General features: G+C 63.3%; 19 protein-coding genes. 10 read left to right on the forward strand and 9 right to left on the reverse strand.

Going from position 1 to position 26,419, the window contains the following annotated elements; translation table 11 throughout:
* Positions 1–89: 89 nt before the first annotated feature.
* From B5483_RS16310 to B5483_RS16330, 5 genes are all read right to left on the reverse strand, one after another.
* Positions 90–449, reverse strand: coding sequence for a copper-binding protein (locus B5483_RS16310; RefSeq protein ID WP_425435051.1), 360 nt, complete (start codon positions 447–449; stop codon positions 90–92).
* A gap of 27 nt (positions 450–476) precedes the next feature.
* On the reverse strand, positions 477–3,620 hold the full coding sequence (locus B5483_RS16315; protein WP_079731147.1) for an efflux RND transporter permease subunit: 3,144 nt from the start codon (positions 3,618–3,620) through the stop codon (positions 477–479).
* On the reverse strand, positions 3,617–5,089 hold the full coding sequence (locus B5483_RS16320) for an efflux RND transporter periplasmic adaptor subunit (protein ID WP_079731148.1): 1,473 nt from the start codon (positions 5,087–5,089) through the stop codon (positions 3,617–3,619). Before B5483_RS16320 ends, B5483_RS16315 begins: the two co-directional genes overlap by 4 nt.
* Complete coding sequence (locus tag B5483_RS16325) at positions 5,086–6,315, reverse strand: TolC family protein (RefSeq protein ID WP_079731195.1); 1,230 nt, start codon at positions 6,313–6,315, stop codon at positions 5,086–5,088. Before B5483_RS16325 ends, B5483_RS16320 begins: the two co-directional genes overlap by 4 nt.
* A 102-nt stretch (positions 6,316–6,417) precedes the next feature.
* Positions 6,418–6,774: a hypothetical protein gene (locus B5483_RS16330; RefSeq protein ID WP_079731149.1), complete on the reverse strand. Its 357-nt coding sequence runs from the start codon at positions 6,772–6,774 to the stop codon at positions 6,418–6,420.
* A gap of 175 nt (positions 6,775–6,949) precedes the next feature.
* On the opposite strand from B5483_RS16330, the gene B5483_RS16335 reads away from it, so the two are divergent.
* Together B5483_RS16335 and cueR are read left to right on the forward strand one after the other, a co-directional pair.
* Entirely contained in the window at positions 6,950–9,157 is a 2,208-nt protein-coding gene (locus tag B5483_RS16335; protein WP_079731150.1) for a copper-transporting P-type ATPase, read from the forward strand.
* Positions 9,154–9,540 carry a Cu(I)-responsive transcriptional regulator gene (gene cueR, locus B5483_RS16340; RefSeq protein ID WP_079731151.1) on the forward strand — a complete coding sequence of 129 codons (387 nt, stop codon included), beginning with the start codon at positions 9,154–9,156 and terminating at the stop codon, positions 9,538–9,540. The genes B5483_RS16335 and cueR overlap by 4 nt, the downstream gene beginning before the upstream one ends.
* A gap of 51 nt (positions 9,541–9,591) precedes the next feature.
* Here the strand turns inward: cueR and B5483_RS16345 are convergent, their stop codons facing one another.
* Genes B5483_RS16345 through B5483_RS16355 form a run of 3 tightly spaced genes read right to left on the reverse strand, consistent with a single transcriptional unit; the run spans position 9,592 to position 13,927 of the window.
* On the reverse strand, positions 9,592–11,094 hold the full coding sequence (locus tag B5483_RS16345) for a PepSY-associated TM helix domain-containing protein (RefSeq protein ID WP_079731152.1): 1,503 nt from the start codon (positions 11,092–11,094) through the stop codon (positions 9,592–9,594).
* Positions 11,091–11,669, reverse strand: a complete 579-nt coding sequence (locus tag B5483_RS16350) for a hypothetical protein (protein WP_245829315.1) — start codon at positions 11,667–11,669, stop codon at positions 11,091–11,093. Before B5483_RS16350 ends, B5483_RS16345 begins: the two co-directional genes overlap by 4 nt.
* On the reverse strand, positions 11,666–13,927 hold the full coding sequence (locus tag B5483_RS16355; RefSeq protein WP_079731153.1) for a TonB-dependent receptor: 2,262 nt from the start codon (positions 13,925–13,927) through the stop codon (positions 11,666–11,668). The genes B5483_RS16350 and B5483_RS16355 overlap by 4 nt, the downstream gene beginning before the upstream one ends.
* Positions 13,928–14,171: 244 nt before the next feature.
* On the opposite strand from B5483_RS16355, the gene B5483_RS16360 reads away from it, so the two are divergent.
* From B5483_RS16360 to B5483_RS16370, 3 genes are read left to right on the forward strand one after another with little or no spacing between them, the layout of a single operon-like run.
* Positions 14,172–16,292, forward strand: coding sequence for a TonB-dependent siderophore receptor (locus tag B5483_RS16360; RefSeq protein ID WP_079731154.1), 2,121 nt, complete (start codon positions 14,172–14,174; stop codon positions 16,290–16,292).
* Positions 16,292–17,521 (forward strand): PepSY-associated TM helix domain-containing protein, encoded by a 1,230-nt coding sequence (locus B5483_RS16365; RefSeq protein ID WP_079731155.1) that lies wholly within the window; start codon positions 16,292–16,294, stop codon positions 17,519–17,521. Before B5483_RS16360 ends, B5483_RS16365 begins: the two co-directional genes overlap by 1 nt.
* A gap of 45 nt (positions 17,522–17,566) precedes the next feature.
* Positions 17,567–19,684 (forward strand): TonB-dependent receptor, encoded by a 2,118-nt coding sequence (locus B5483_RS16370; protein WP_079731156.1) that lies wholly within the window; start codon positions 17,567–17,569, stop codon positions 19,682–19,684.
* Positions 19,685–19,822: 138 nt separating this feature from the next.
* Here B5483_RS16370 and B5483_RS16375 read toward each other — a convergent pair whose 3' ends face one another.
* Positions 19,823–20,107 carry a DNA -binding domain-containing protein gene (locus B5483_RS16375; protein WP_079731157.1) on the reverse strand — a complete coding sequence of 95 codons (285 nt, stop codon included), beginning with the start codon at positions 20,105–20,107 and terminating at the stop codon, positions 19,823–19,825.
* A gap of 103 nt (positions 20,108–20,210) precedes the next feature.
* On the opposite strand from B5483_RS16375, the gene B5483_RS16380 reads away from it, so the two are divergent.
* The 5 genes from B5483_RS16380 (at position 20,211) to B5483_RS16400 (ending at position 26,378) form a co-directional block, all read left to right on the forward strand.
* Positions 20,211–20,465, forward strand: a complete 255-nt coding sequence (locus B5483_RS16380) for a helix-turn-helix domain-containing protein (protein WP_079731158.1) — start codon at positions 20,211–20,213, stop codon at positions 20,463–20,465.
* A 117-nt stretch (positions 20,466–20,582) separates the two neighbouring features.
* A complete protein-coding gene (locus B5483_RS16385) occupies positions 20,583–21,143 on the forward strand; it encodes a sigma-70 family RNA polymerase sigma factor (protein WP_245829316.1) in 561 nt (186 codons plus the stop codon).
* Between the two features lie 44 nt (positions 21,144–21,187).
* Positions 21,188–22,234: a FecR family protein gene (locus B5483_RS16390; protein WP_079731159.1), complete on the forward strand. Its 1,047-nt coding sequence runs from the start codon at positions 21,188–21,190 to the stop codon at positions 22,232–22,234.
* Positions 22,235–22,415: 181 nt separating this feature from the next.
* Complete coding sequence (locus B5483_RS16395) at positions 22,416–25,490, forward strand: TonB-dependent receptor (RefSeq protein ID WP_245829317.1); 3,075 nt, start codon at positions 22,416–22,418, stop codon at positions 25,488–25,490.
* A 114-nt stretch (positions 25,491–25,604) separates the two neighbouring features.
* Complete coding sequence (locus tag B5483_RS16400; protein ID WP_079731160.1) at positions 25,605–26,378, forward strand: Slam-dependent surface lipoprotein; 774 nt, start codon at positions 25,605–25,607, stop codon at positions 26,376–26,378.
* Positions 26,379–26,419 lie beyond the last annotated feature (41 nt).

A 26,419-nucleotide genomic window follows, 5' to 3' on the forward strand; every position in this document is an offset into this window, starting at 1 on the left:
GGAACTGGCCTTATCATAGGCCTTGAATATGGCCAAGTCGATGCGCGGAGCCCTACAGCCGGCGAGAGGCTACCAAGGGACGCGAGAAATTACTCCGGGCCGATTCCAACTATCTCGCCTGCTCCATCCTTCATCTCCAGATCGAATGCGACCTCATCGCCCACCTTCACGCCGCCGAGCAGTTCGGGCTTCGCCTTGAACGCCATGGTCATGGCCGGCCAGTTCGCTTCGGGAATGGGCGCGTGATCGATCGTGATCGAGCCTTCGGTCTTGTCGATCGCGGTTACCGTGCCGGTGCCCTTCGCCATTTTCATAGGCATGTCGGCGGGTATATCCATATCGCTCATATCGCCGGACATGCCTGCGGAAGCACTGGCGTTTGGTGCGCTGTCGTTTTCCGGCTGCTGACCACAAGCGGCCAGCAGGGCGGCAAAGCCGATCGCGGTCAAATGGTGCAATTTCATCTCAAGTCTCCTTCACGGTTGAATGGGTTGCAGGTGGGAACTTGCGCGCTTGCGCCGCATCAGCAGGTAAGCGGCGGGGATCACGAACATCGAGAGCAATGGTGCGGTGAGCATGCCGCCGACCATGGGCGCCGCGATCCGGCTCATGACCTCCGACCCTGCGCCCGCGCCGATCAGCACGGGGAGCAGACCGGCGACGATCACCGCCACCGTCATCGCCTTGGGCCGCACGCGCAGTAGCGCGCCCTCGCGCACGGCCGCGGATATCTGTTCGTCCGAGGGAGTTTCGCCGCGCTCGTCAAGCGCGCTCTTGAGGTAGATCAGCATCACCACGCCGAACTCGGCGGCGACGCCTGCCAGTGCGATGAAGCCGACGCCGGTCGCGACCGACTGATGATAGCCCAGCAGGTAGAGCGTCCAGAATCCGCCGGTCAGCGCGAACGGAAGCGTCGCCATGATCAGCGCCGCCTCATCAAGCCGGCCGAAGATCAGGAAGAGCAGGACGAAGATGATCGCGAGCGTCGCAGGCACGACGATCTTGAGCCGGTCGATCGCGCGTTGGAGATATTCGAACTGGCCCGACCAGGCGACGCTGACGCCGAGTGAGAGCCTGACCTCTTTCGCCACGGCCTGCCTCAGATCGCCCACGACCGAGGCAAGATCGCGTCCGCGGACATCGACATAGACCCAGGTCGAAAGTCGGCCATTCTCGGTCTTGAGCATCGGTGGGCCGTCGCTCACCTGTAAGTTGGCGACCGTCCCCAGCGTGATCTGCTGCCCGGCAGGCGTGAGTACAGGCAAGGCGCGCAGTTCGTCCAGGCTGTCGCGGATTTCGCGGGGATAGCGAACATTGATCGGATAGCGGGCCAGCCCGTCGATGGTCTGCCCGACATTTTCGCCGCCGACCGCCCCCGCGACGATCTCCTGCACATCGGCGATGTTGAGCCCGAAGCGCGCGGCGGCGGTACGGTCGATCTCGACATCGATGTAGCGCCCTCCGGTCAGCCGCTCGGCAAGCGCGGAGCTGACACCCGGCACCGTCTTCGCGACCGTCTCGACATCGTGCGCGATGCGATCGAGTTCGGCAAGGTCCGGGCCGGATACCTTGACGCCGATGGGGCTCTTGATGCCGGTCGCGAGCATGTCGATGCGGTTGCGGATCGGCGGCACCCAGATATTGGCGAGGCCCGGCACCTTTACCGCGCGGTCCAGTTCTTCAACCAGCTTTTCCGGCGTCATCCCGGGGCGCCACTGATCGCGCGGTTTGAACCTGATGGTGGTTTCGAACATTTCGAGCGGGGCGGGATCGGTGGCGGTTTCGGCGCGTCCGGCCTTGCCGAACACGCGCTCGACCTCGGGCACGCTCTTGATCATGCGGTCGGTCTGCTGGAGCAGTTCGGACGCCTTGGCGGCGGACAGGCCCGGCAGCGCCGATGGCATGTAGAGCAGATCGCCCTCGTTCATCGGCGGCAGGAACTCGCCGCCAAGCCGGGCGGCGGGCCAAGCCGTGGTGGCGAAGACGAGGGCCGCGATCACCAGCGTCGCCCTGGGGCGGGCGAGCACCCAGTCGATGGCCGGGCGATAGGCGCGAGTGAGGCTGCGATTGACGGGGTTGGCCTGTTCGGAAGGAATGCGCCCTCGGATCAGCCAGCCCATGAGAACCGGCACCAGCGTCACTGAGAGGATTGCGGCGGCGGCCATCGCATAGGTCTTGGTGAAGGCGAGCGGTGAGAACAGCCGTCCCTCCTGCGCCTGAAGCGTGAACACCGGCACGAACGAAAGCGTGATGATGAGCAGCGAATAGAACAGCGCCGGGCCGACCTCGACCGCCGCTTCGGTGATGACGCTCCACCGCTTCGTGCCGTGGAGTTCCTCGCCGGGATGGTCATGCTCCCAGCGCTCGATCTTCTTGTGGGCGTTCTCGATCATCACGATCGCCGCATCGACCATCGCGCCGATGGCGATCGCAATGCCGCCCAGCGACATGATGTTGGCATTGATGCCCTGAAAGCGCATGACGAGGAATGCCGCCAGCACGCCGAGGGGGAGTGTCACGATCGCCACCAGCGCCGAGCGGACGTGCCAGAGGAACAGCGCGCAGACGAGGGCGACGACGATAAATTCCTCGATCAGCTTGTGGGTCAAGTTTTCGACCGAAGCGTCGATCAGGTGCGAGCGATCATAGGTAGGGACGACCTCGACGCCGTTGGGCAGGCCCCGCCTGAGTTCGGCAAGTTTGGTCTCGACTGCCCTGATCGCGCTGCGGGCGTCCGCGCCCTGACGCAGCACGATGATACCGCCCGCCACTTCTCCCTCGCCATCGAGTTCGGCGATGCCGCGCCGCATTTCGGGGCCGATCTGGATCGTCGCGACATCGCCCAGCGTCACCGGTACGCCGCCCGCAGCAGTCCTGAGCGGGATCGCCCGGAAGTCGCCGAGCGTTTTAAGATAGCCCGAGGCGCGGACCATATATTCGGCCTCGGCCAGTTCGAGCACCGAGCCGCCCGCTTCCTGATTGGCGCGCCGGATCGCCTCGACGGCCTCGCCATGGGTCACGCCATAGCCGGCGAGTTTCACCGGATCGAGCACGACCTGATATTGCCGGACCATACCGCCAACGCTCGCGACCTCGGCCACGCCGGGGATGGTCTTGAGCTCATAGCGTAGGAACCAGTCCTGCAGGGAGCGAAGCTGCGAGAGGTCATGCCGCCCGGTCCGGTCGACCAACGCATATTCATAGACCCAGCCGACCCCGGTCGCATCCGGGCCGATGGCGCTTTGCGCGGCTTCGGGCAGACGCCCCTGGACCTGGTTGAGATATTCGAGCACGCGGCTGCGCGCCCAGTACAGGTCGGTCCCGTCCTCGAAAATCACATAGACGAAACTGTCACCGAAGAAGGAATATCCGCGCACTGTCTTCGCGCCGGGCACCGAAAGCATGGTCGTCGCCAGCGGATAGGTGACTTGATCCTCGACGATGCGGGGCGCCTGACCCGGATAGGAAGTGCGGATGATGACCTGCGTGTCCGAAAGATCGGGCAGCGCATCGATCGGGGTCGACCGCACCGCCCAGAGCCCTGCGAACAGCAGCGCCAGCGCGCCCAGCACGACGAAGAAGCGGTTATGGACCGACCAATGGATGAGCCGCCCGATCATTGGCCGTTCTCGCGGGCGATCGAACGGACCGTCGCACCCTCGCGCGGCTGATCGAAGGTGAAGCGCACCCTGTCGCCCGTCTTGAAGCCGCGCGCCAAGGAGGGCTCCTCCAGGCGGAACATCATCGTCATCGGCGGCCAGTCGAGGGCGGGCACCGGGCCGTGGCTCAGCGTGATGCTCTTCGGCGTGATCTTCTCGATCCGGCCCGTCGCTTCATGGGTCGCGGCCTTCGGCTTCACTTGCGATGAGACGCCATCGACCGGCCGCACGTCCATTCCCGACAGGCTGGCTTCGGAATCGATCAGGAACTGGCCCGAAGTGACGACCTTCTCTCCTTCGGCAAGGCCGACCAGCACTTCGGTCCGGCCGTCCGCCTCGATGCCGGTCCTGACTTCGGCGGGCCGGTAACGGCCCTTGTCCAGCGCCAGCATGACGAGCGACCGCTTGCCGGTACGGATCACCGCCTCGGACGGGATCAGCAGCGCGGAGCGCGCCTCGCCGCCGAACGCCACGGTGGCGTACATGCCGGGGCGCAGCCGCCCGCCGCGATTGGGAAGTTCGATCCGCGCGGTGATCGTGCGGCTTTCCGTGTCGGCCTGCGGCACTATCGCCCGCACCCGCCCCCGGAACGTCTCGCCCGGAAAGGCTGTCAGCGTCGCCGAAGCCAGCGCTCCGGGACGGACCTGCGCCGCCATCGCTTCGGGCACGGCGGCGTCGAGCCACACCGTGCCGAGGCCGTTCACTTCGGCAAGCGTCTGGCCCGCCGCAACGCTCATGCCGGGCCGCACGCTGAGCGACTTGATCGTGCCCGATATGGGCGAGGCGATGGTGATGATCGTGCGCGGCCGCCCGGTTCGTTCGACTGCCGCGATGGTCGATTGCGGCATGCCGAGTAGCACCAGCCGCTGTCGTGCAGCGCTGGCGAGCGCCTTGTCGCCGGTGCGCAGGACGGCAAGATATTCCTGCTGCGCGCCGCCCCAGTCGGGGATGAGCAGATCGGCGAGCGGCGCCCCGGCGGCGATCACATCGTCGGGTGCGCGGCCATAGGTGCGCTGGACGAAGCCGCCGGCGCGCGGCTGGATGATCGCCACGTCGCGCTCGTTATAGCCGATCGTCCCGGTGGCGGTGACGCCGCCGCCTATGCTCCCCAGCCGCGCTTCGGCGGTACGAAGTCCGAGATTCTGGACCAGCGCGGGATCGATCCGCACGCCGGCCCCTTCGCCCGCTTCATCGGCATATTTGGGGACAAGCTGCATATCCATGAACGGCGATTTGCCGGGCTTGTCGAAATGCTGGTTCGGAACCATCGGATCGTACCAGTAGAGCACTTCCCGGCCGCCCTGCGCTGTCTCGGTCGCCGGATCATCGTCGCCAAACGTGGCGATGCCATAGCCTGCGCCTCCCGTGACAAGCGCGATGGCGGTCGCGGTTAGTGTGAGCCGCGCGCGGGCGGATAGTTCGAATGTCATTGGCCGTCTCCCCCAAAGGTCAGTGCCAGCCGGGCCGCATGGCGGGCGACAGCCGCTTCGCGGTCCAGCGTGTCGAGCTCGATTGTGGCGAGTGCCGCCTCCGCCTCGATTACGTCGAGCAGCCCGGCCCGGCCCGCTGAATAGCTTGCCCTCTCAAGCTCCACCTTCCGGCGCGCCAGTGGGAGCAGCGTGTCACGGGCGCGCATCCACTGCTCATGATGCATGGCGTGCTCGGCAAGTCCGGCTTCGAGCTGCGCCGCAAGCGCGCGGCGCATATCCTCCTGCTCGGCGCGCGCTGCCGCTACCTCGGCAAGGGCGGCATCGATCCTCGGATTCTGGCGGCGGCCGGGAAAGATCGGCAGCGACATGGTCGCGCCGACCGACACCATGTTGCCGAAACGCGGATCGCGCCGCTGGAAGGCCATGTTAAGCCCCCAATCGGGACGCTTCCCGGCCCGCGCCATCTCCACGTCGGCCATGGCCTGTCCGACCTCGGCCGAAGCCATGCGCAGGTCGGGATGCTCGCCAAGGCGCGCGCGCAAGGCGGCGGGGGCAAGGTCGAAGTCCGGCACCGAGCCGATGGGCTCGGGATGGCCGTCCCCGGTCCATCGCGTCAGTTCGGCTCGCGCGCTGCCGACTTCGGCGGCGATGGTGCTGCGTCGGTCCTCCAGTTCGATGAGGGCCTGCTCCGCGTTCAGGCTCTGGCCCGGCCGCGCGGAACCCGATGCGACGGCCGATGTGGACGCAGGCACCAGCGGGCGGAGGCGCGCCAGTATCCCGTCCATCGTCTCAAGCCGCTTCCGGGCATATGCAAGGTCGATCCAGGCGGCGGCCGTCGCGACCTTCACCTGCAGGGCCGCACCGGCGCCTTGCGCCTCGGCCGCCCCGATGTCGGCACGGGCGCGTCCCTGCTCGGCATGGCGCTTGGCGAGATTGGGAATGGCCTGCTCGATGCCGACCCGTTCCATCGTCATGTTCTCTTCGGTCAGGCTGAACGCGGGCGGGCCGGAGACGGGGAAATTGTCGATGCCGACCCCCAGCGTCGGATCGGGCAGGCGGCCGGCGGCAATGGCCGATGACTGGCGCGCCTGGATTTGCCGGTTCCTCGCTTCGAGGACGGGCGCGTTCGCGGCCGCGCGCTCCAGCGCTACATCGAAGCTCAGAGGTTCGGCCGAGGCAAGGCTCGGGATTGCCGCCAGCAGCGGCACGTAAACTGACAGTCGCACGGAATTGCTCCTGATCTGGACCCATTCGGATAAGCGGTCCAGCACGCATCCTTGGGCCTCGCGCTCATCGCGCAAGGCCGTGTCGTGCCGGAACCGATCGGTTCAGATCAGGAAGATGGGGGGCTCCGCTTCAGGTTCTTTCGACAGACCTGAAAGGGCGTGGACCGCTTGCGGAAAGTGCGCGGCCTTCACGGCCATGGCCTCGGCCGCCTCCGGCGCGGATGGGAGTGCGATCGGTACGAAGCATCCCATCATCGCAATGCAATCGAGCGTGAGGCCGTGACATGGCTTCTGTGCCGGTTCCGGCCGCTCGTCCTGCATCATCTCCATGCAGTCGGCGGACATCGCAACGGCCGGCTTGGCATCGACCATTGCCGGTCCCGCCGCGAACGCCGCCTCCTGGGCCAGCAGACCGAAGAGGGCTCCCAGAAGGAGGGCAAGAGAAAACAAGCGCTTCATCGCATATGCGGGATTACAATATCTGATATTGCCCGGCAATCATCGATCGCGACCGATGCACATCCAGTCAGATTGCAAGGAGCCTACAGCGGGCGCAACCTCCCGGCCCGGACACCTCTTGACTCTGACATCATGTCAAGGTCCATATGGACTCGCGTCATGGAGGAGTTGAGAGATGACGCATGAGAATTGCCACCATCATCATGGTCACGCCCCGTCCGGCGGTCTGACCGGCAAGGCGCAGGGCGGCGCAGCGGCTACGCCTGAGGGCACGATCTGGACCTGCCCGATGCACCCCGAGATCAGGCAGGATCATCCCGGCGCCTGCCCGATCTGCGGCATGGCGCTGGAACCGGAGACAGCAACGGCGGAGGCCGGTCCAAGCCCCGAACTGGCGGACATGACGCGCCGCTTCTGGATCGCGCTCGTGCTGACGGTCCCGGTGCTGGTGCTGGAGATGGGCGGCCACCTCTTGCCCTCTCTCCACCATCTGATCCCGCCGGACGCTTCGGGCTGGATCCAGCTCGCCCTAGCGACGCCCGTCGTGCTGTGGGCGGGATGGCCGTTCTTCACGCGGGGTTGGGTGTCGATCCAGACGCGCAATCTCAACATGTTCACGCTGATCGCGATGGGGACGGGTGTCGCCTGGGCCTATAGCGTCGTCGCGACACTGGCACCGGAGATGTTCCCGGCCGCTTTTCGCGGCGAGGGTGGCGCGGTCGCGGTCTATTTCGAGGCGGCCGCCGTCATCACCGTGCTCGTGCTGCTGGGTCAGATGCTGGAGCTTCGCGCGCGTGAGCGCACCTCGGGCGCGATCAGGGCGCTGCTGGGGCTCGCGCCCCGCACCGCGCGGCGGATTCGCGAGGACGGAAGCGACGAGGAAATTTCGCTGGATGATGTCGCCCCCGGCGACCGGCTGCGCGTGCGGCCCGGCGAGAAGGTACCGGTCGATGGCTCGGTTGAGGAAGGGCGGTCCTCGCTAGACGAGTCGATGGTGACCGGCGAATCCATGCCCGTCACCAAGGCGGCGGGAGACGCGGTGATCGGCGGCACGCTCAACCAGAGCGGCGCGCTCGTCATCCTCGCCGAAAAGGTCGGGCGCGACACGATGCTGGCCCGGATCGTGCAGATGGTGGCCGAGGCCCAGCGCTCCCGAGCGCCGATCCAGCGCCTTGCCGATCAGGTCGCGGGCTGGTTCGTGCCCGCCGTGCTGGCGGTCGCTGTCGCCGCGTTCATCGTCTGGAGCCTGTGGGGGCCGGAACCGCGCATGGCGCATGGCCTGATTGCCGCCGTCGCGGTGCTGATCATCGCCTGCCCTTGCGCGCTCGGCCTTGCAACGCCGATGTCGATCATGGTGGGCGTGGGGCGCGGCGCGGGCGCCGGGGTTCTCATCAAGAATGCCGAAGCGCTCGAACGAATGGAGAAGGTCGACACGCTGATCGTCGACAAGACCGGCACGCTGACCGAAGGTAGGCCGTCGGTGACACGGATCGTCGCGTACGAAGGCTGGGACGAGGCGGAATTGTTGCGCCTTGCGGCGGGGGTCGAGCGTGCGTCCGAACATCCGCTGGCGCAGGCGATCGTGACGGCGGCGGCCGGGCGCAATATTGTGATCCCGGACGTGGCCGAGTTCGACTCGCCAACCGGCAAGGGCGCATTGGGCAAGGTCGATGGCAGGGCTATCCTGCTCGGCAATGCCCGCTTCCTCGACGAACGCGGCGTGGACCCATCCGCGCTGCGGGACGAAGCCGAAGCGCTGCGCGCGGATGGCGCGACCGCGATCTTCATCGCCGTCGACGGCAAGGCCGCCGGCATCTTCGCGATCGCCGATCCGGTCAAGGACAGCACGCCCGATGCGCTCGTCGCGCTCCGCAAGGAAGGCGTGCGGGTCGTGATGCTGACCGGCGACAACCGCACCACGGCCGAGGCGGTGGCGCGCAGGCTGGGCATCGACGAGCTTGAGGCCGAGGTGCTGCCCGATCAGAAAAGCGCAGTCGTCGCGCGGCTCAAGAGTGACGGCCGCGTGGTCGCGATGGCGGGCGACGGGGTGAACGACGCCCCGGCGCTGGCCGCCGCGGACGTCGGCATCGCGATGGGGTCAGGCACCGATGTCGCGATCGAAAGCGCAGGCGTCACCCTGCTCCGGGGCGATTTGGGCGGCATCGTCCGGGCGCGCAGATTGAGTGAGGCGACCATGTCCAACATCCGCCAGAACCTGTTCTTCGCTTTCGTGTACAACGCGGCCGGGGTGCCGATCGCGGCCGGGCTGCTCTATCCCTTTTTCGGCTTGTTGCTATCACCGATCATCGCGGCGGCGGCGATGGCGCTATCATCGGTCAGCGTCGTGGGCAACGCTCTGCGCCTGAACCGGGTATCGCTGTGAATATCGGCCAGGCCGCCAGCGCCAGCGGCGTCTCGCAGCGGATGATCCGCCATTATGAGAAGATCGGCCTCATTCCCGCGCCGCCGCGCCGCGACAGCGGCTATCGCGACTATGCCGAGGCCGACATCCACCGGCTGCGGTTCATCGCCAATGCGCGCGATCTCGGTTTCCCGGTCGAAGAGATCCGCGAGTTGCTTGGCCTGTGGAACGACAAGCATCGCGCGAGCGCCGAGGTGAAGGTGCTCGCGATCGCTCGCGCGGATGAGCTGGGGCGCAAGGCCGATGCGCTCCAGGCGCTGCGGCGCAGCCTGCTTGCGCTCGCGGAGCAATGCCATGGCGATGACCGGCCGGACTGCCCGATCATCGAAAAATTGCAGCAGTGATGGCCTGGACGAGACCTGGGCGCCGTATCGTTCGACCGCAAACGACCGCAATCACGCAGCCTTCAGCGTCCTCCGGAAGACTGAAATCTGGCTGCCAAAGGTCGCGAGCAGGCCGAGACCGATCATGCCAAGAGCACCATCGACGATCAAGGTCACGCTGTCGCCGGTCCCCATGACAACGAGATGAGCGGCGGCAACGGTTATCAACAGCAGCCCCGTGCCGGCGCGCCCGACCCGCGATAGCATGGCGGGCGGAAGCAGCGCGGTCGCGCCAAGCAGCGCGATGCTGACGGCGGCCCAGGTCCAGATCAACAGCGCGACCGACGATGTGAACAGCGCGGCGAGCGCGGCGCAGGTCAGCGCGAGCGGTTGCCCCCAGACGGTCGCGGCCCAGACACGCTCCAGGCCGGGTGCGGGCTGCCCCTTGTCGCGTCTCCGCGCTAGCCAGATATTGACCCCGCCCGCTGCCAGATAGGCAAGTCCGATGCCCAGCAGGCCATAGGCGATCCTGATCGCGCCGCCGCCGAACCAGCCGAAATGCAGCAGACCGAGCGAGCCCAGTATCTGCTGACCGACATTGTTGTCCGCCGCCTTGTGTTCGTAATAGAGCTTGCCGGTACGATCGAAAGCATAGCTGTCCGCACTGGCGAGCCGCGAGGAGCCGTCCTCCACCTCGAACAGCGCCGCCGCGCCCTGCTCCATCGGATGTTCGACGATGAGGTAATCGATGCGTTTCGATGTCTGGGCCGATGTTCGTTCGGCAACCTTGGAGAACAGCGACCTCAGGTCGAGTGGCGGCGCTGGACGCGCATCCTCTGCCGGATGCGGCGCAACGAAGATGGCATAGACTTTGTCGGTATCGCCATTGAACACCGCAAAGCCGATCGCGCCGATGATGACGGTGCTGAGGCCCAGCAGCGCACCGGTCAGCGACGCGGTGAGGTGGAAAGGCAGCGCCCACACGCCGATGCGATTGTGCAGGTCGGCCCCCTGCAACCGCCGCGAACCGCCCAGCCGCAGGTGGAAAGCATCGCGAAAGATGCGCGGATGGGCAAGCAGCCCCGAAATCAGCGAGGAAAGCAGTGCCACCCCGGCCAGCCCGACGATGAAGATGCCCCAGCTTTGCGGCAGGTGCAGGTTGATATGCAGCCGCGTCAGGAATTTCGTCCAGCCCTCGCGGATTTCGCCCGTGATGCGGCCCGCGCTATCGGCGATCCAGGTCGTCCGGGTTCCGTCCTCGGCATCGACCCGCAGCGTCGGCCAGGGGCGATCCTCGCTCGGCATCACGATGAGAACATGTTCGACCGGTCCATCGGCCCGGTCCATCGCGGTGCGGTAGGCGGCCTGCACGGCGTTCGCGGAGATCGTCTCCATGCGCTCGGCGCCGGGATTTTCCCAGCGCTGGAACTCGTTGGCGAAGACCGCGATCGCGCCGGTCAGACAGACCAGATAGAGGATCGCCGCGAAGGCGAGACCCAGACCGCTATGTCCCTTGAGCACCGCGCGCACGAGATCGGGTGAAGGGAAGCCTGCGCGCTTTTTCATCTTCGTCATGCGAACCCCCGCAGCATCGCCGCGCCAAAACCGGCGATAGCCGTTCCAACGAGTACGGCGGTCGCACGCAGGATGCGGCTGTCCGCCAATGTCCACGCCATCGCGCCGCCCCAAGCGACGGGCACGATCAGCCCACCGATCAGCAGGCGTGTCTGCGGTTCGCCCGGCGCCCAGACGGCATAGCTGACGCCGAGCGCCACCGCCGCGACCATGCCGATGGGGCCGGCGAGCGACCAGCGCAGCGTCGTGCGCCAGACGCTGGGCGCGCGTTCCGCCGGTTCAGGCGCCAACCCCTCACGCGCCGCGCGGCTCGCCTTGGCCGGCCGCAGCGTATAGCCCGATGCGATCACCCCGAACGCCGCGACGGACAGCAGGGTCACCGCGATGAACGGTCCGCGCGCCTCACCGAGCAGCCATGCCGGCCAGAGGATGCTGAAGGAAAGCAGGGTAAGTCCCGCCCAGCGCCATGGCGCCTTGCCAGCCTTGAGGCTCCAGGCGCGGCGCAGCATCCAGGTTCCGGGGACGGCGCCACCGAGGATGACCACCATCGCGCCGAGGAGCTCCGCGCCGGTCAAAAGCCCGCTTCCAGGATCACGCCGATGCTGCGCGGCGCACCAATGATGGCGAAGTTGGTGAAGCTGTTGACATATTGGTCGTATTTCTCGTCGAACAGATTGTTGGCGAACAACGACAGGCTCCAATGTTCGGCCTCATAACCGATCCGGGCATTGACCAGCGTGCGCCCGCCAACGCGGCTGTTTGATTGCGGGATCGACACGTCGGTATAGACCGCACTGCGGTAGCTGGCGTTGACATTGGCGTTGAAGCCGCCGCCGAACCGCACATTGGCCCCGCCCGACAGCGTCCATTTGGGCGCATAGGGAAATTCCAGGCCCGACAGATCGGTGATGGAACCAACGTCGGTGACGAATTCGTCGAACTTGGTGCGCGTGTGGCCCAAGCTGGCATACCAGTCGAAGACTGGCGACACGCGATGCGCGAGTTCCAGTTCGAACCCGTAGAGATGCGACTTGCCGGCGTTGACCGTATGGGTGTCATAGGTGCCATTGCCGAAATTGGCGGTGGTCTGCTGGTCGGCCCAGTCGATGTAGAAGGCGTTGGCGTTCACCGTCAGGCGGCCGTCGAGCCATGCCGAGCGCAGCGACAATTCATAGTTCCAGGTGAACTCGGGATCGTATGGGAAGAGCTGCGAGCGGGCTGTGTTGAAACCGCTTCCGCCTGAGCGATAGCCGCGCTGCACGACGAAGGCGGTGGCAATATCGGGTGTCCACGCCATCTCCACGCCGCCCTTGGGCAGAAAGGCATTGAAGGTGCGTGTACCTGCCGGCGCCGAGCCGTTGGCGTCATCGACCAGCCCGAGCACCGCAGCATTGACCCCGGCGAAGGCCGGAGCAAGCGCGCCGTATGCGGCAGGGTCGGGCAAGGTACCAACGAACGTTGCAATCGCCTCGCCGCCGATCTTGTTGCGCTCCCGGTCGTAACGGAAACCGCCCAGCAGCGAGAGCCGGTCGGTCAGGCGATAGCGCGCGTCGGCGAACAGGGCCATCGTCTCCACTTTGGTCGGGAAATCCGATGTGTAGTCGACCGGTATGTTGGGAAGCGCGGCCGTGTAGAGCGCCGCAACCTGCGCTGCCGTCTGGGCACCCAGCGCGGGAGTCAACAGGTTCGCGATCGTCGGGCCGGGCGTCGGCACCAGCGTCACCTGATGCGCGCGCCGATACTGGTCGCGATTATAGTAGAACAGTCCGACAAGACCGCTCAGCCGATCGCCCTCATAGTTGACCCGCAGTTCCTGCGTGAAGGTTTCCGCGCCGCCCGCGATGTCGCTGTATGCTCTGCTGGCGGCCGAGGAATCTCCGTCATACTTGCGGATGAAGTCGGTGTTCGTCCAGGTGCCGAGCGTACTGAGCGACAGGCCGCTACCCAGATCATAGCGCAGGTCCAGCGTCACCTGATCGTTCTCGACATCGCTGCTGTTTGGATAATCAGACGGGTTGGTTCGGTTATCGAAATAATCCGGAACCGATCGGTCGACATAGGTGAACAGGTAGCCGCCCTTCGTCTCGAAATGATGGTATCCCAGCCGGGCCTCGAAGCCGAGTAAGGCGGACGGCGTCCAGAGCAGCTTGCCGCGGATCGAGATGGAATCGACAGGGCTTTCCGGCTCGTCACGCGTGGTATTGTGGATATAGCCGTCAGAGTCTCGCTTCTCCGCCGATGCACGGAAGGCCAGCTCTCCGGGCACCAGCGGTCCACCACCGGCGACGGCGAATTGCGTGGTGTCGAAGGAGGCAATGAGCGCACGGCCCTTCAGGCCCCAGTCGAAGGTCGGGTCCTGCGTGCGAATGTGCACCGCGCCGGCCAGAGCATTGAGACCCTGGATGGTCGATTGCGGTCCTCGAAAAATCTCGACCTGCGCCACATCCCACATATCTGTTGGGCCGTTCGACAGCACGTCCTGCGGCACGGGCGCGCCATCGACGAACACCGTCGCGGTGGCCGCGTCGCCGCCGCCCGAAACGCCGCGCTGGTCGATTCCGCGGATCGAGAAGCCGGAAGCGCCGTAAGTCTCCGAGACATTGGCGGTACGGTTGTAGACGTCCTGGATCGTCAGGATATTCTCTTCGACCAGCCGCTTGTTGGTCGTCACGCTCACCGATGCCGTCGTCTCCTGCAGGCTGCGCGATGCCTTTTCGCCGGTGACGATGATCTCGTTCTGCTCATTTGCCGGCGCTGCTTCATCAGCGAGCGCAGCCGATGGCATGGCCAGGGCAGCGAACAATGATACAGACGACAACCAGTGATGTTTCATATTTCCCCCATGCAATGGGGGGTGACCTAATTATTACGCTATTGAGAGTCAATCGCATTTAATGACATTGGGCCCACGCGAGTTTGCCCGGCCACAACCGGCCGCCCTTACCCTGAAGTCACATAACCCGTTCGGAAAAAAGGAAATCATCTCTCGCCGCACCGTGGATATTCATTTCAGTTTCCCATTGTAGGGTTGCTAATGCGAATAATTATTATTAATGGCACCCCAAACAGGGGGTTGCATGACCAGAATCATCCGCATTTGCCACATCTCCACCGCATTGGGTTTGTTGACGGCGCCCTACGCCGTGAGGGCCGCAGACGCCGGCGAAGCCGGATCGGAGATCATCGTCACCGGCCGCGCTGAGGCGCTCTACCGGGTGGAGTCGACTTCGGTGGCGCGCGGCGCGAGCGATCCGCTCGACATTCCGCAATCGGTAACGGTCATCAACGAAGCGCTGATCGACGATCAAGGTGCGCGTGATGCGACCGATCTCTATCGCAACATCGCGGGTGTCACGACCTTCAGCTATTCCGGCGTGACCTTTCGCGGTTTCCGTCAGGACCGGGTCTTCTACGATAATCTGCGCGGCGATCCCTTCATCGCCTTCTCGGTGCCCAAGCTGTTCAACATTCAGCGGGTGGAGGTTTTGAAAGGGCCGTCAGGGATGCTCTACGGCCCCGGAGAGCCGGGGGGCCTTATCAACTATGTCACCAAGACGCCTACCGAAGAACTGGCGGCGCAGGCCAATCTGACACTGGGCAACTATGAACGCTATGGCGCGTCGGGCGAAATATCCGGGCCGATCGCAGGCGATGGCCTCCTGCTCGGAAGGGCGGGCGCCTATTACGAACGGATGGACCCGTTCCGGAACAACACGCGGGAGAAATCCCTGATCCTCGACGGTGGCCTGACCGCAAAGCTGGGCGAGGATGTCCGGATCATCGGCCAGGTGACGCATTATGACCAGAAAAACCGCGCGGCGCGACTGCGCGGTGTGCCCACCGACGATAACGGCAATTTCCTCGCCAGCCGAAGCTGGAACACCAACGAGAAGACCGACTTCCTCAATCTCAGCGCGACCGTCTATCAGGCGCGCCTTCAGGCCGAACCGGCCGATGGCATCGCGGTCGAGCTGGCGACCCGTTATTTCGACGCGCGCGAGAGGCAGCAATATCATGAGGCTCGCGGTCTGGTCGATACTAACGCCGATGGGGTTGTGGACGCCTCGCGGCGTGAACTGCGCGATCAGGAGCGCTTGACCGAGGCGCTTACCTTCTCCGGTAATGCGACCATCGACCGACGGATCGCGGGGCTCGACAATCGTTTCCTGATCGGGGCCGACTGGTACCGCGAGAATGCGGCGTTCTGGGGCCGCACGGTGACCCACCCGAACATCCCGCTGCTCAGCCTCTCCAATCCGGGCTATGGTCTGTCCGGCGCGTCCTTCTACGATCTGGAGGCGATCGCCAAGCGGACGACTGACACCCGTAGCACGCGCTACGGCTTCTATATCCAGGACCAGCTCAGCCTGTCGGACCGGTGGATAGTCGTCGGCGGCGCGCGCTACGACCGCTACAAGGATGCCGACCTGCTCGGCGGCACGGACTATGAGGATGGTGACTGGACTTTTCGGGGCGGCCTGATCTTCAAGCCGCGTCCCGACCTATCGCTTTACGCCAGCTGGTCGGAAGGCTTCGAGCCCCAGTCCGTGGACTCGCAGAACCCACTGGCCGGCGGCCCCTTTGCACCGATCACCGGCGAGCAGGTCGAAGCCGGTGTCAAGCTGGCGCTTCTGAACGGCAGGCTTCAGGCAAATGCGGCAGTCTACCAGATCAAGCGCCGCAATATGCTGCAAGCCGATCCGAACGGGGACAGTTCCGATGGCGTCGACGATCTTGCACCCATCGGTGAAGTCACCAGCAAGGGTTTCGAGATCGAACTATCCGCCGACGTGACGCCCGATTGGGTGCTGACCGCCAACTACGCCTATAACGATGCGCGCATTACCGCGACCGTGCCGGGCCAGTCGCTGACCAATGCGGTGGGCGATCGGTTCGCCAATGCGCCGAATCATCAGGCGGGCCTTTGGACCCGTTATCAGTTCCGTTCGACGGGAACTGCGGTGGCGTTGGGCGGCGAATATGTCGGCAGGCGCGTCAGCATTTCAGGGCAGACGGTCAAGCCTTACGCCATCTTCGACGCCTCGGTGATCCAGCAGATCACGCCGCAATTGAGCCTTCTGCTGCGCGTCGATAACATATTCGACAAGACCTATGCCGCATCCGGTTTCATCGACCGCACGGGCCATTTCCCCGGAGAACCGCGCACCGTCTTTGCCGAGCTGCGCTGGAAGCTCTAATGGCGACGGTCGCCGTCACCGGAGCGCAGGCGAAATGCCAGGGCAAGCGCTCGCTCTGGTGGCGCGTCCACCAATGGGCGGGGCTGCAACTCAGCCTGTTCCTTGCCTTCATCCTGGCGACCGGGACGATCGCGACGCTTTCGCATGAGATTGATTGGCTGCTGACGCCTGCCATGCAGGTCGCGCCACAACAGTCGCCGCCAGCATCCTGGGGAAGGCTGGCCGCTTCGGCGCGCGAGGCGGCGGGGGATGCGCGGATCGAATGGATTTATGCGCCTTCGGAACCATGGTTCGCGGTCGAAGCCGTTGCTGCGCGGTCGAATGGCGAACGCTTCCGTATCCAGATCGATCCCTGGACGGCGCAGGTGCGTGGCCTGACACCCTGGTTCAATGCCCAGCGTCTGTTTCGCGAACTGCACCGCAGCTTGATGCTGCCGACCGCGATCGGCGTTCCGATCGTCACCATGCTCGCCTTCCCGCTGCTCGCCTCGATCGTGACCGCCTTCTGGGTTTACAAGAAATGGTGGCGCGGCTTTTTCCGTGTGCCGCGACGCAGGAAGGACCGGCGCAATGACGGGCGTCGCTTCACAGGTGACCTGCACCGTTTTGTGGGCTTGTGGAGCCTGTGGTTCGTGGCGCTGATCGGCGTAACCGGCGTCTGGTACTTCGTCGAGAAGATGGGTGGGGCCGCGCCGGTGCCGCGCCCGTCCGAAGTGCTTGCGCCTGCGCAGGCCAGCGGGGCACCGCTCGACACGCTGGTGACCAAAGCCCGGCAGGAGTTTCCTGATTTACGCATCAACTCGATCGGTTTTCCGAAAGGCCAGCCGGGCGGCGTTGTGGTCATGGGCCAGGCCAAGGCGCTGCTCGTGCGCGAGCGCGCAAACGCCGTGATGCTCGATCCCGACCGTGAGGCCGTGGTCGAAGTCGTGCGTGGCGAGGAACTATCGCTTCACCAGCGCATCTCCGAAGCGGCCGATCCGCTGCACTTCGGCACGTGGGGCGGGCTAACCACGCGAATAGCCTGGTTTCTCTGCGGCGCGGCGCTGACCGGTCTCGCTGTCACCGGCGTACTCATCTACGCGCTGCGATTGCGGCAGGAAGCTACTGCGCGGAGCAGCGGCGGCGTCCTCGCCGCCATGTGGCGCGGCATGGGCGTCATGGCCTGGCCATCGCTTGCACTCCTCATTCTCGCTTTCGCGCTGATCCCCACAAAACTCATCGGAGAATGAGGGGCATGTGGCCCCGTCCTTTCCACCTTTTCAAATGGAGATTTCATGAAACTGCGCTTTCTCGTCACCGCCGCCGCACTGGCCTTTCCTGTCTCAGTCCAGGCAGCGGAAAATGAGGACGATCAGTCCGGCCCGGCTGACATCATTGTCACCGGCACGCGCCTGTCCGATTCCGTGCAGACCTTTCCGGGCTCGGTCAGCGTGGTGAGTGAAGACGAGATTCAAAGCCAACTCGCCACCACCCGTGATATCGCGCAGATCCTGTCCTTCTCTGCGCCGGGCGTGGCTCCCGGTAACGATACCGCGGCCAATGTGGGGCAAAGCCTTCGCGGCCGCCCGATGCGCATCTTCATCGACGGCGTTCCCGTTTCCAATCCGCTGCGCGACGGCGGGCGCGATGTGCGCCTGATCGCGCCCACCGCATTGGGCGGTATCGAAGTCATTCGCGGATCATCAGCGCTTTACGGCCAGGGCGGTGCAGGCGGCATCGTCAACTATATCACCAAAAACGGCGCGGCCTCAGATCAGTGGAAGTTCCGCACCGAAATCGGCACCAGCTTCTCGACCGAGCATTTCGGCGACAGCATGCGGCCCTATATTTTTCAGAGCGCCAGTGGCGGGCTCGGCGGCGTCGATATCAACGTCAACGGCAGCTATGAACGGGTGAACGGTCAGTTCGATGCCGACGGCAAGCGCCTGCCGCCCGATCCCAATCTGTTTGGCGGCATCGCCGATTCCGACATCTATAATTTCTACGGCAAGGTCGGCTATGATTTCGGCGGCACCCAGCGCATCGAGGCGATGGCCAATTACTATCAGCAGACGCAGGACACCGATTATGTCGTCGTGCCCGGCAATATTGCGCAGGGTATCCCGGCAGGGGCGGTCAAACAGGCACAGGACCCGCGCGCGCTCGACCAGCGCAACCGCAACTTCGTGTCCTATTTCGCTTACACCAACAGCGACATATTGGGCAGTTCGCTGCGCAGTCAGATCTATTACCTCAAGAACTATTCGGTCTTCGGCTTCGAAGCCGCGCGGCTGGGCGGCACCCAGACCACCATTGAATCGCAGAAATACGGGCTGCAGACCGATTTTAAGACGAGGCTCGATGGCCTGGGCCTGGGCCTGGATCGGGGTCTGATCCTCTGGGGCTTCGATATCAACCGCGACATCACCGAGCAGCCGCTATTGCCATTGACCGCCATTGACGGGCGCGCCTTCGCGCCGCCGATGCGGCAGACCAACTTTGCCCTGTTCGTCCAGGCCGATCTGCCGCTCACCGACTGGTTTACCCTGCGCGCGGGCATCCGGCACGACGAGTTTCGCCTGAAGATCGATCCGTTCGTCGCGGGTCTCACCGGCGTCGCGGTCGAGGGTGGCAAGCTTTCCTATGGCGCGACCCCCGTCAATATCGGCGCCACCGTCGAACTGACCGAGGGTGTCCAGATTTTTGGCGGATTCTCGCAGGGCTTCTCCGTGCCTGACATCGGCGGACCGTTCCGCAATGCGCAGTTCAGCTCGATCGATATCCTCAAGCCCAAGGCGGCGATGGTCAATAATTACGAGATCGGCACGCGGCTGAACATCGGTGGGGTCAAGGCAAGCGCTGCCTATTTCATCAGCACCTCGAAGCTTGGCACCGATTTCGTCATCAATCCGCTCGCGCTCACCGAAGCGCTGATCATCCGCGAGAAGGAACGCATTCATGGCTTTGAAGCGACGCTTGATGGCAAGCTGGGCGAGGCAACCCGCTGGGGTCTGGTATTCGCCTGGTCCGAAGGCAAGCGGGACGCGGACGGTGACGGCAAGGTCGACACGCCGCTCAGCGGCCGGCGGATCAGCCCGGAAACGCTGAACGGTTTCATCGAGCATGACATCACCGACAGGTGGAACGCCCGGCTCCAGGTCGCTTATACCGGCGGCCGCGACAAGTTCCCCGACGGTCCGGTCGGAACCTTCTATACCGGCAAGGTCGAGCCCACCACGCGTATAGACGCGTCAACCAGCATCAAGCTCGGCCCGACGGACATCACGCTGGGCATCAGCAACCTGTTGAACAACGATTACTATACGGTGACATCGCAGATGCTTAACCGGAACGAGCGCTATTCAAAGGCGCTTGGCCGCACGATCCTTGTGCAGATCGGGATCGATTATTGAAGCCTGCGAACAGGATGCGCCGAATGGCGCATCCTGTTCGCGGAATGCTCGGTACTATTCGAAGTTCAATCGGCTTGCCCCGTCAGGCAAGGATTTTCCAGTCAGTAGCGCTTCCCGCCCGAACTCGTGCAATGTCGATCATTGCTTGGTGCTCTTGGTTTCAATGCGACCGAACAATTCCATATAGCGGGTCGCAGCGATCCATTTCGCACGGCTCAAATGGGTGGACCAACACAGGCGGCTCCGCTCCGGTTCTCCGGCGGGATCGCGCTTCAAGACGATTCGAGCGACTTCCCGCCAGTCTGCGCCTTCGGCTTCGGCGTCGAGGAGGCGCAAATACAAGCACAGCCTTGCCTCATCATACTGTGTGAGCTGATCTGCCGTAGGAGCGAGATCGGCGACCCCAGGTTCGATTTCGACCATTTCTGGCATTCCGATATTGGGCAAAGACCCTCCTAATCCCGTTATGGGATAATCCGAATTTGGGATCAAAGGAAATTCCGGCCCCATCAACTCGCCGGACCCGATGCCCAGTTCACTTCGCTCACCCCAACAGCAGAAACTTCGGGAAATCCTGATCGATGCCCGCAAGAACGCCAAGATGACGCAGACCGAATTGGCAACCCGGCTGGGACGCCACCAATCCTTTGTCGCCAAATATGAGTTGGGCGAGCGCCGGGTGGATGTGGTCGAGTTCGTAGCGGTGGCAAGAGCACTTGATCTCGAGCCGGGCGACCTGCTGGGCACTTATCTGAGCGCGCGTCAGGCCGAGGAAATCTGAACGCATTCCATGCGAAAATGACCAAACGCCCTTCCTTCCGTTGCGGCGTGCATGGCACTGGACATCGTCGGCTCATGAGCTTGCGAGAATTTTTGCGATTGGTTCGCAATAAGTGAAGTGCTACGCATCTCGCTGGTTGTCATTGATGAACAAGGGGAGCCGGTGCGGGTGTCCAAGATGGATTCCCTCCAGGTCTTCGTCGCCGCTCAGGCGGAGCTTCTCCGTTACGCGGCAAGACTTACGGGGGATTCGACCGAAGCTGAGGATGTGGTGCAGGAAGCCTGGCTGCGCTTCCGTGCAGCGGCCAGTGCGCGCGTGCTTGACGAACCCAAAGGCTATCTTTTCCGCATCGTCCATAACCTTGTTTTGGATCGGCACAGGCGCCGGGTGCGCGAAAATCAGGTCTTCGCGTCGGATGCGACCGTCGCCGCCGCGTTGGTAGCGAGCGATGAACCCTCTCAGCAGAAGTATCTGGAAGCGAAGGACGAATTGGCGCTGCTTCACAAGGCCATGGCGCAACTGCCCATTCGGACCCGGCGGGCTTTCGAAATGCACCGTTTCGAGGAGATGAAGCTTGTGGAGATCGCCGCTGAACTCGGCATCTCGAAAAGCCTAGCACAGGAACTAGTGATGGATGGTGTCGAACATTGCAAGAAGGCTCTGCGGCGCCGTGATTGACCTTCTGCTGAATTTTCCGGAATGCTTGGCGTCCCGTTCGTTCAATGCATGAAGCCATTCAGAACATTGGTCAGTGGGGCAGTGCAGAACGGCATGCGGAAGCGGGGATGAAAACGGGGCCTGACAAGAATCATTGCCGGGGCGGCGATCTCAGCCGCCAAGCCTCCGCGTGGCTGGTGCAACTAGAGGATGCCCCGGAAGACGATACACTGCGCGCGGAATTCATGGATTGGCTCGCGACCAGTCCGGCTCACCTCGCCGCCTGGGAGGAAACTGCCAGGGTCTCCGACCTGATAGTGCTTGCGGGGCCGTCACCTCAGATCATATCCTCCCTGCCGTCGGGATCGGCCAGACGCACCTGGTTTCGGAACACCCGGCCCGCTCGTGCGCTCGCCTCGCTTGCCGTGGCCGCCTGCTTTGTCTGGATTGCAGTGCCCTATGTCGCGCTTCAGCTTCAATCTGATGCGACCACCGAGGCCGGGGAACTCCGGCAGGTGACGCTTGACGATGGGAGCAGGGTGCAACTGGCGCCCACCACGGCAATTGCCTTTTCCAACGATGCCGCAGGCCGCAGGTTGAAACTGCTTCGCGGCGAAGCCTGGTTTGACGTCACGCACGACGAAGCACATCCATTCAAAGTCATAGCCGGAGACAACACCGTCACCGTTCTCGGCACGGCCTTCTCGGTGCGCAAAACGGACAGCGGTACGGATGTTGCCGTTCAGCGCGGTCGTGTCGCCGTGACTGCGTCGGACGGGATGCGATCGGATCGCGTGGAACTGGTGGCGGGCCAGTCAGTGTCGACGGATGGAACCGTGGTTACACGGGGCACAGTCCGTCCCGACCGCGTGGCGAGTTGGCGCGATGGGATTGCTATCGTCAATGATCTGCCAATTGGCGACGTGATCAATCGTATTCGTCCCTGGTATAAGGGTTATATCATCGCCAGAGGCCCGGGGCTGAGTGACCGTCATGTGAGCGGGATCTATGACCTGCGCGATCCCGATCTTGCGCTGAAGGCACTGGCGCGAGCGCATAAGGTTTCGGTTTCCCATGTCTCGCCGTGGCTGCGGATCGTGACTGTCCGCTAGGCGCGACGACACTTTTTTCTCTGTCATTCAGATTTTTCCGGAATTCATCGGCCCTCCAACGTTAAGTTTATGCAACTGACTCGCATTAGCGAATATAGTCAGTCATTGAACTGTAACGGAAGGAATTGGTCAGGTGAATTCGGGGGGTATTTTCCGGGAGTTTGGGAGGCGTCAGCTCTGGGTGCGGGCGCTGCTCGCTTCGGTCGCCGTTGGTGGCTTGAATACCTCAATGGCTGCACGGGCGCAGGTAACCGTTGCTGAAGAAGTGCGCTCGTTCGATATCGCGCCGCAATCGGTCGCGGACGCACTGGCAGATTTTGGCCGGCAATCTGGTCTCCAAGTCAGCATGGACGCCGATCAGGTCCGGGGGCTGTCCTCTCGGGGCGTCAAAGGCACGATGAGTGCTTCGCAGGCACTCGACCGCCTGCTTGCTTCCACCGGCCTTGTTGCGCGGATCGACGGCAACATCGTGTCTTTGCACTCCGCATCCATCGCGTCATCAGGCCCGATAGCGTCCGACACGATCGCGCTGGGTTCCCTGCGCGTGGAAGGCAGCGCCATGCCGGCCGGTGAAACCGGCGCGGAGCGTGACCAACGACAAAAGGACGCCGTCTACGATCAGGACCTTTCCTCCACCTACATGGGCAAGGAGGAAGTCGAGCGCTATAAGGGCACCAATCCCGCCGACGTGCTGAAGGGCATGGTCAATGTCTTCAGCGGGGACGCGCGCAACAGTGGGGCGATCGATCCCAGCATCCGTGGTATCCAGGGGCCGGGGCGCGTGCCCGTCATCATCGACGGGACCGAACAGGCACTGACGGTCTGGCGCGGCTATAATGGCGCAAGCAACCGCAGCTATATCGATCCCAGCCTGATATCGGGCGTGCAGGTGCTCAAGGGTCCGGTCTCGACGCGCGACGTCAATGGATCGACCGGCGGTGCGGTCGTCATCAACACGCTCGACGCCGACGACATATTGCAACCGGGCCAGACATTCGGTTTCGAACTGAAGCTGGAGGGTGGCAACAATTCCACCTCGCCGCGCCTGCCTACGCTGCTGACGGGGCAGGACTATCGAACCGTGGAAGGGTTTCCGGGCACTCTGGGAACCCCAGGCTTGCCCAATTTCCCTTACGCCGATCCTACACTCCGGATCACGCCGCGCATGGCCGACGACAACGAATTCGTCTCGCTAGGCGACCAGGCGGCGCGCATAGCGGTCGCGGGTCGTATCGGCGACTTCGATCTGTTCGGCGCCTACGCTTGGCGCAAACGGGGCAACTATTTCTCCGGAGAGCACAACGCTGGTTATTATTCGCAAGATGATCTTGAATTGGCGCCAGACACCTTCGTTCGAATGCTTGGGCTCAACTACGAACCTGGCAATGAGGTGCCGAATACGTCAAGCGAGTTGGAGTCCTGGTTGCTTAAAGGCACCTGGCGCATCGCCGACGATCAGTATTTGCAGCTCGGCTTTCGTGACAGCCGCTCGAAATATGGTGAGATCATTCCCTCGCGGATCATCTCCTCATTCGGGTTTGGCAATATCCAGTGGCCGCTGAGCAAGGTTCATGCCCAGGCCTACAACGCTGAGTATAAATGGCAGCCGGAAAGTCCGTGGATCGATTTGAAAGCCCAATTGTGGGCAACCCATACGGTCAGCGACACCTATAGCGCTGGCGGTTTTCCCAATGCTGCATCGAGCGACGCCCCGGTCATCACCAACACGGCACTCGGCAATGCGAGGAACAATCGTTTCGGCCTGACGGCAAGCAATCAGATGAAGCTGTCATCACGGTTCGACCTGCTGCTGGAAGGAAACTGGAGCCGTGAAAAACTGCGGTCAGATGACGAGTATAGCGATGCTATCGCCAATGGCTGGCGCCAATATCCCCGTGCGGGCCGGAGAGAGGAATATCGGATCAGCCTGAAAGGCGAATGGCGGCCGACAAGCTTTCTCAAGTTCAATGCCGGCCTCACCTATTCGGGATACTGGGCGCATGACGACTTTCTGGAGGAATTAATCGGCATTCGAGGTGGATCGATCGACAATGTCGTGACCTCGGACTACGGGACGAGCTACCAGACCGAAGAGTTCGGCGTCGACGCCTATCGGACGCAGCAGATCGCGTTCTGGGAAGGTTTTGGCCTACCGTCCGACCTGGCGGCAGTCTTCGCCGATGCCGACACGCAGGTTTATGCCGCAAATCCCTACCCATTCAACACCACCCATGCCGGGCCGTTGTGGCAAGCCGATGCGCAAGGCAAATATCATCGCGCTGACAACATCTGCGTCAACGGATTCCTGAACGGCGTTGCTAACTATGTCGCGGATTCATGCTCTGTTTCGGTCAATTCGCAGTCGATTGTGGCGACAGCCGAGTCGAAGCGAAAGTCCGGCCATGGCTGGGCGCCGATGGTATCGGCGACCGCCTATCTTTCGGGCGGCAGCCGCGCCTATCTGCGCTATGCCGAAGCTTACCGCTTTCCGAGCATGTTCGAGAGCACGATCGGTTTTTCGGCATCGATCAACCCGCTCGAAATGTTGAAGCCCGAACACATCTATTCCTGGGAGGCGGCCTATGTTCAGGACCTCCGTGACTTTTTCGGTTTAGGCGCAGGGCAACATGCCGACTTGAAGCTGACCTGGTATCGCAACACGACCAGGGATGTGATCGAGCGCTCGACACAGCTCATGTTCTTCAACCTTGAAAAGCAGGTGATCGAAGGGCTGGAGCTGCAGGCACGCTTCGACAACGGTCGCTTCTTTACCGAAATCGGCGCCGCCCACATGCTCAAGAACAAAGTATGCGACGCCAGCTTCGCGATCCTCAAGGATCCTTCGCGTGGCCGGGTGCCGGACTGCGTCAAATATGGTTTTGTTTCCAGCTATCTGCTGACCCAAGCCACCCCCGAAGATACCATCAACTGGTCGTTTGGCGGCCGTTTCCTTGATCGCCGGCTCGAAATTGGCGGGCGGCTGATCTGGTACAGCGCCTACGACAATCCCCAGCTCGACGAATTCATAGGCGGCCCCATCGCGGATCGGATCGGCGGTTACGCACTCAATGTGCCCTATAAATGGGACGAAATCGTCACTCTCGATGCCTACGCGACATTTCGTCTCAACGATCGCTTCACGGCCGAGCTGGTCGGAACGAATCTGACCGACCGTTACTATCTCGATCCGCTCAGCCGCTCACTTACCCCAGCGCCGGGGCGCACGGTTCGCCTCAGTCTCACAGGGCGATTCTGATCATGGAAATTCAGGGACGCCACCGTTTCCCGATCCTTGCAACGGCTGGGAAACAGCGGCGAACCCTGGAGGCAAGCGCCTGTTTACAGGCAACTCGAACGTAGGAGAATTAGCATGAAACTCTCGAATCTCAACCGGATTGCTATTGCGCTTGTCGCATCGGCATCCTTCGCCGGGACTGCCCATGCCGGCATATATGGAGCTTCCAGCGACACCAGCGAGGTCACGATCGGGACCAGCAACGTCAATGCTGGACCGCATGTGGCCGGCCGACCCGGCATCGGTGTCCCAGCTATGCCTGGTGCGATCGTTGATTTCCAAGGTCTCCAATCCTCGGTTGGCACGGACGGCAATGGAGTCAGCACTATCAACGCCGGGACCAGCGTTCCTACCGATCACAGCAATCTTGGCGTCTTTCATTTCGCCAAGGTCGGCAGCGCCAACCTCTACTTCGGCGAATGGTCGCAGACGTCGAGTGTCGGGGACGGTACGCACACCGTTTATTATGCGGGTGATGACGGCGGCACCACCAGCGTTCCTACCAGCGGTTCGGCGACCTATTCCGTCAAGGGCGTCAGCGATTATGCCAACAAGGGCCTGCTGACCGGCACTTTCACCGCCAACTTTGGATCGGGTACATCAGGGACGCTGTCCGGCAGCATTGCCAATTCCGTTTCAGGCTATGCCGTCAACATCGGCACAGCGACGATCGCTGGCACCAACTTCGCGGGCACCGGCGCAACAGCGACGCAGTCGGGCAGTACCGTGGCGTCGAGTGGCATCGTTTCGGGCCGCTTCTTCGGCGCAAACGCGGCCGCGCTGGCCGGCATCGTGAACTTCTCTTCCGCGCGCCAATACAACACCGCGTTCGGTGGCACGAAGAACTGAACCTTCGCAGCCGCCACGGCAATGGGACAGGGGTGCCGCAT

It is taken from the genome of Novosphingobium mathurense, assembly GCF_900168325.1.
Classification (GTDB): domain Bacteria; phylum Pseudomonadota; class Alphaproteobacteria; order Sphingomonadales; family Sphingomonadaceae; genus Novosphingobium; species Novosphingobium mathurense.

Coding starts and splice junctions, on each gene's coding strand:
- B5483_RS16355 (WP_079731153.1), bottom strand. CDS start 13,927: ATGAAACATCACTGGTTGTCGTCTGTATCATTGTTCGCTGCCCTGGCC.
- B5483_RS16400 (WP_079731160.1), top strand. CDS start 25,605: ATGAAACTCTCGAATCTCAACCGGATTGCTATTGCGCTTGTCGCATCG.
- B5483_RS16380 (WP_079731158.1), top strand. CDS start 20,211: ATGCCCAGTTCACTTCGCTCACCCCAACAGCAGAAACTTCGGGAAATC.
- B5483_RS16315 (WP_079731147.1), bottom strand. CDS start 3,620: ATGATCGGGCGGCTCATCCATTGGTCGGTCCATAACCGCTTCTTCGTC.
- B5483_RS16365 (WP_079731155.1), top strand. CDS start 16,292: ATGGCGACGGTCGCCGTCACCGGAGCGCAGGCGAAATGCCAGGGCAAG.
- B5483_RS16320 (WP_079731148.1), bottom strand. CDS start 5,089: ATGACATTCGAACTATCCGCCCGCGCGCGGCTCACACTAACCGCGACC.
- B5483_RS16390 (WP_079731159.1), top strand. CDS start 21,188: ATGCATGAAGCCATTCAGAACATTGGTCAGTGGGGCAGTGCAGAACGG.
- B5483_RS16345 (WP_079731152.1), bottom strand. CDS start 11,094: ATGACGAAGATGAAAAAGCGCGCAGGCTTCCCTTCACCCGATCTCGTG.
- B5483_RS16330 (WP_079731149.1), bottom strand. CDS start 6,774: ATGAAGCGCTTGTTTTCTCTTGCCCTCCTTCTGGGAGCCCTCTTCGGT.
- B5483_RS16335 (WP_079731150.1), top strand. CDS start 6,950: ATGACGCATGAGAATTGCCACCATCATCATGGTCACGCCCCGTCCGGC.
- B5483_RS16375 (WP_079731157.1), bottom strand. CDS start 20,107: ATGGTCGAAATCGAACCTGGGGTCGCCGATCTCGCTCCTACGGCAGAT.
- B5483_RS16360 (WP_079731154.1), top strand. CDS start 14,172: ATGACCAGAATCATCCGCATTTGCCACATCTCCACCGCATTGGGTTTG.
- B5483_RS16370 (WP_079731156.1), top strand. CDS start 17,567: ATGAAACTGCGCTTTCTCGTCACCGCCGCCGCACTGGCCTTTCCTGTC.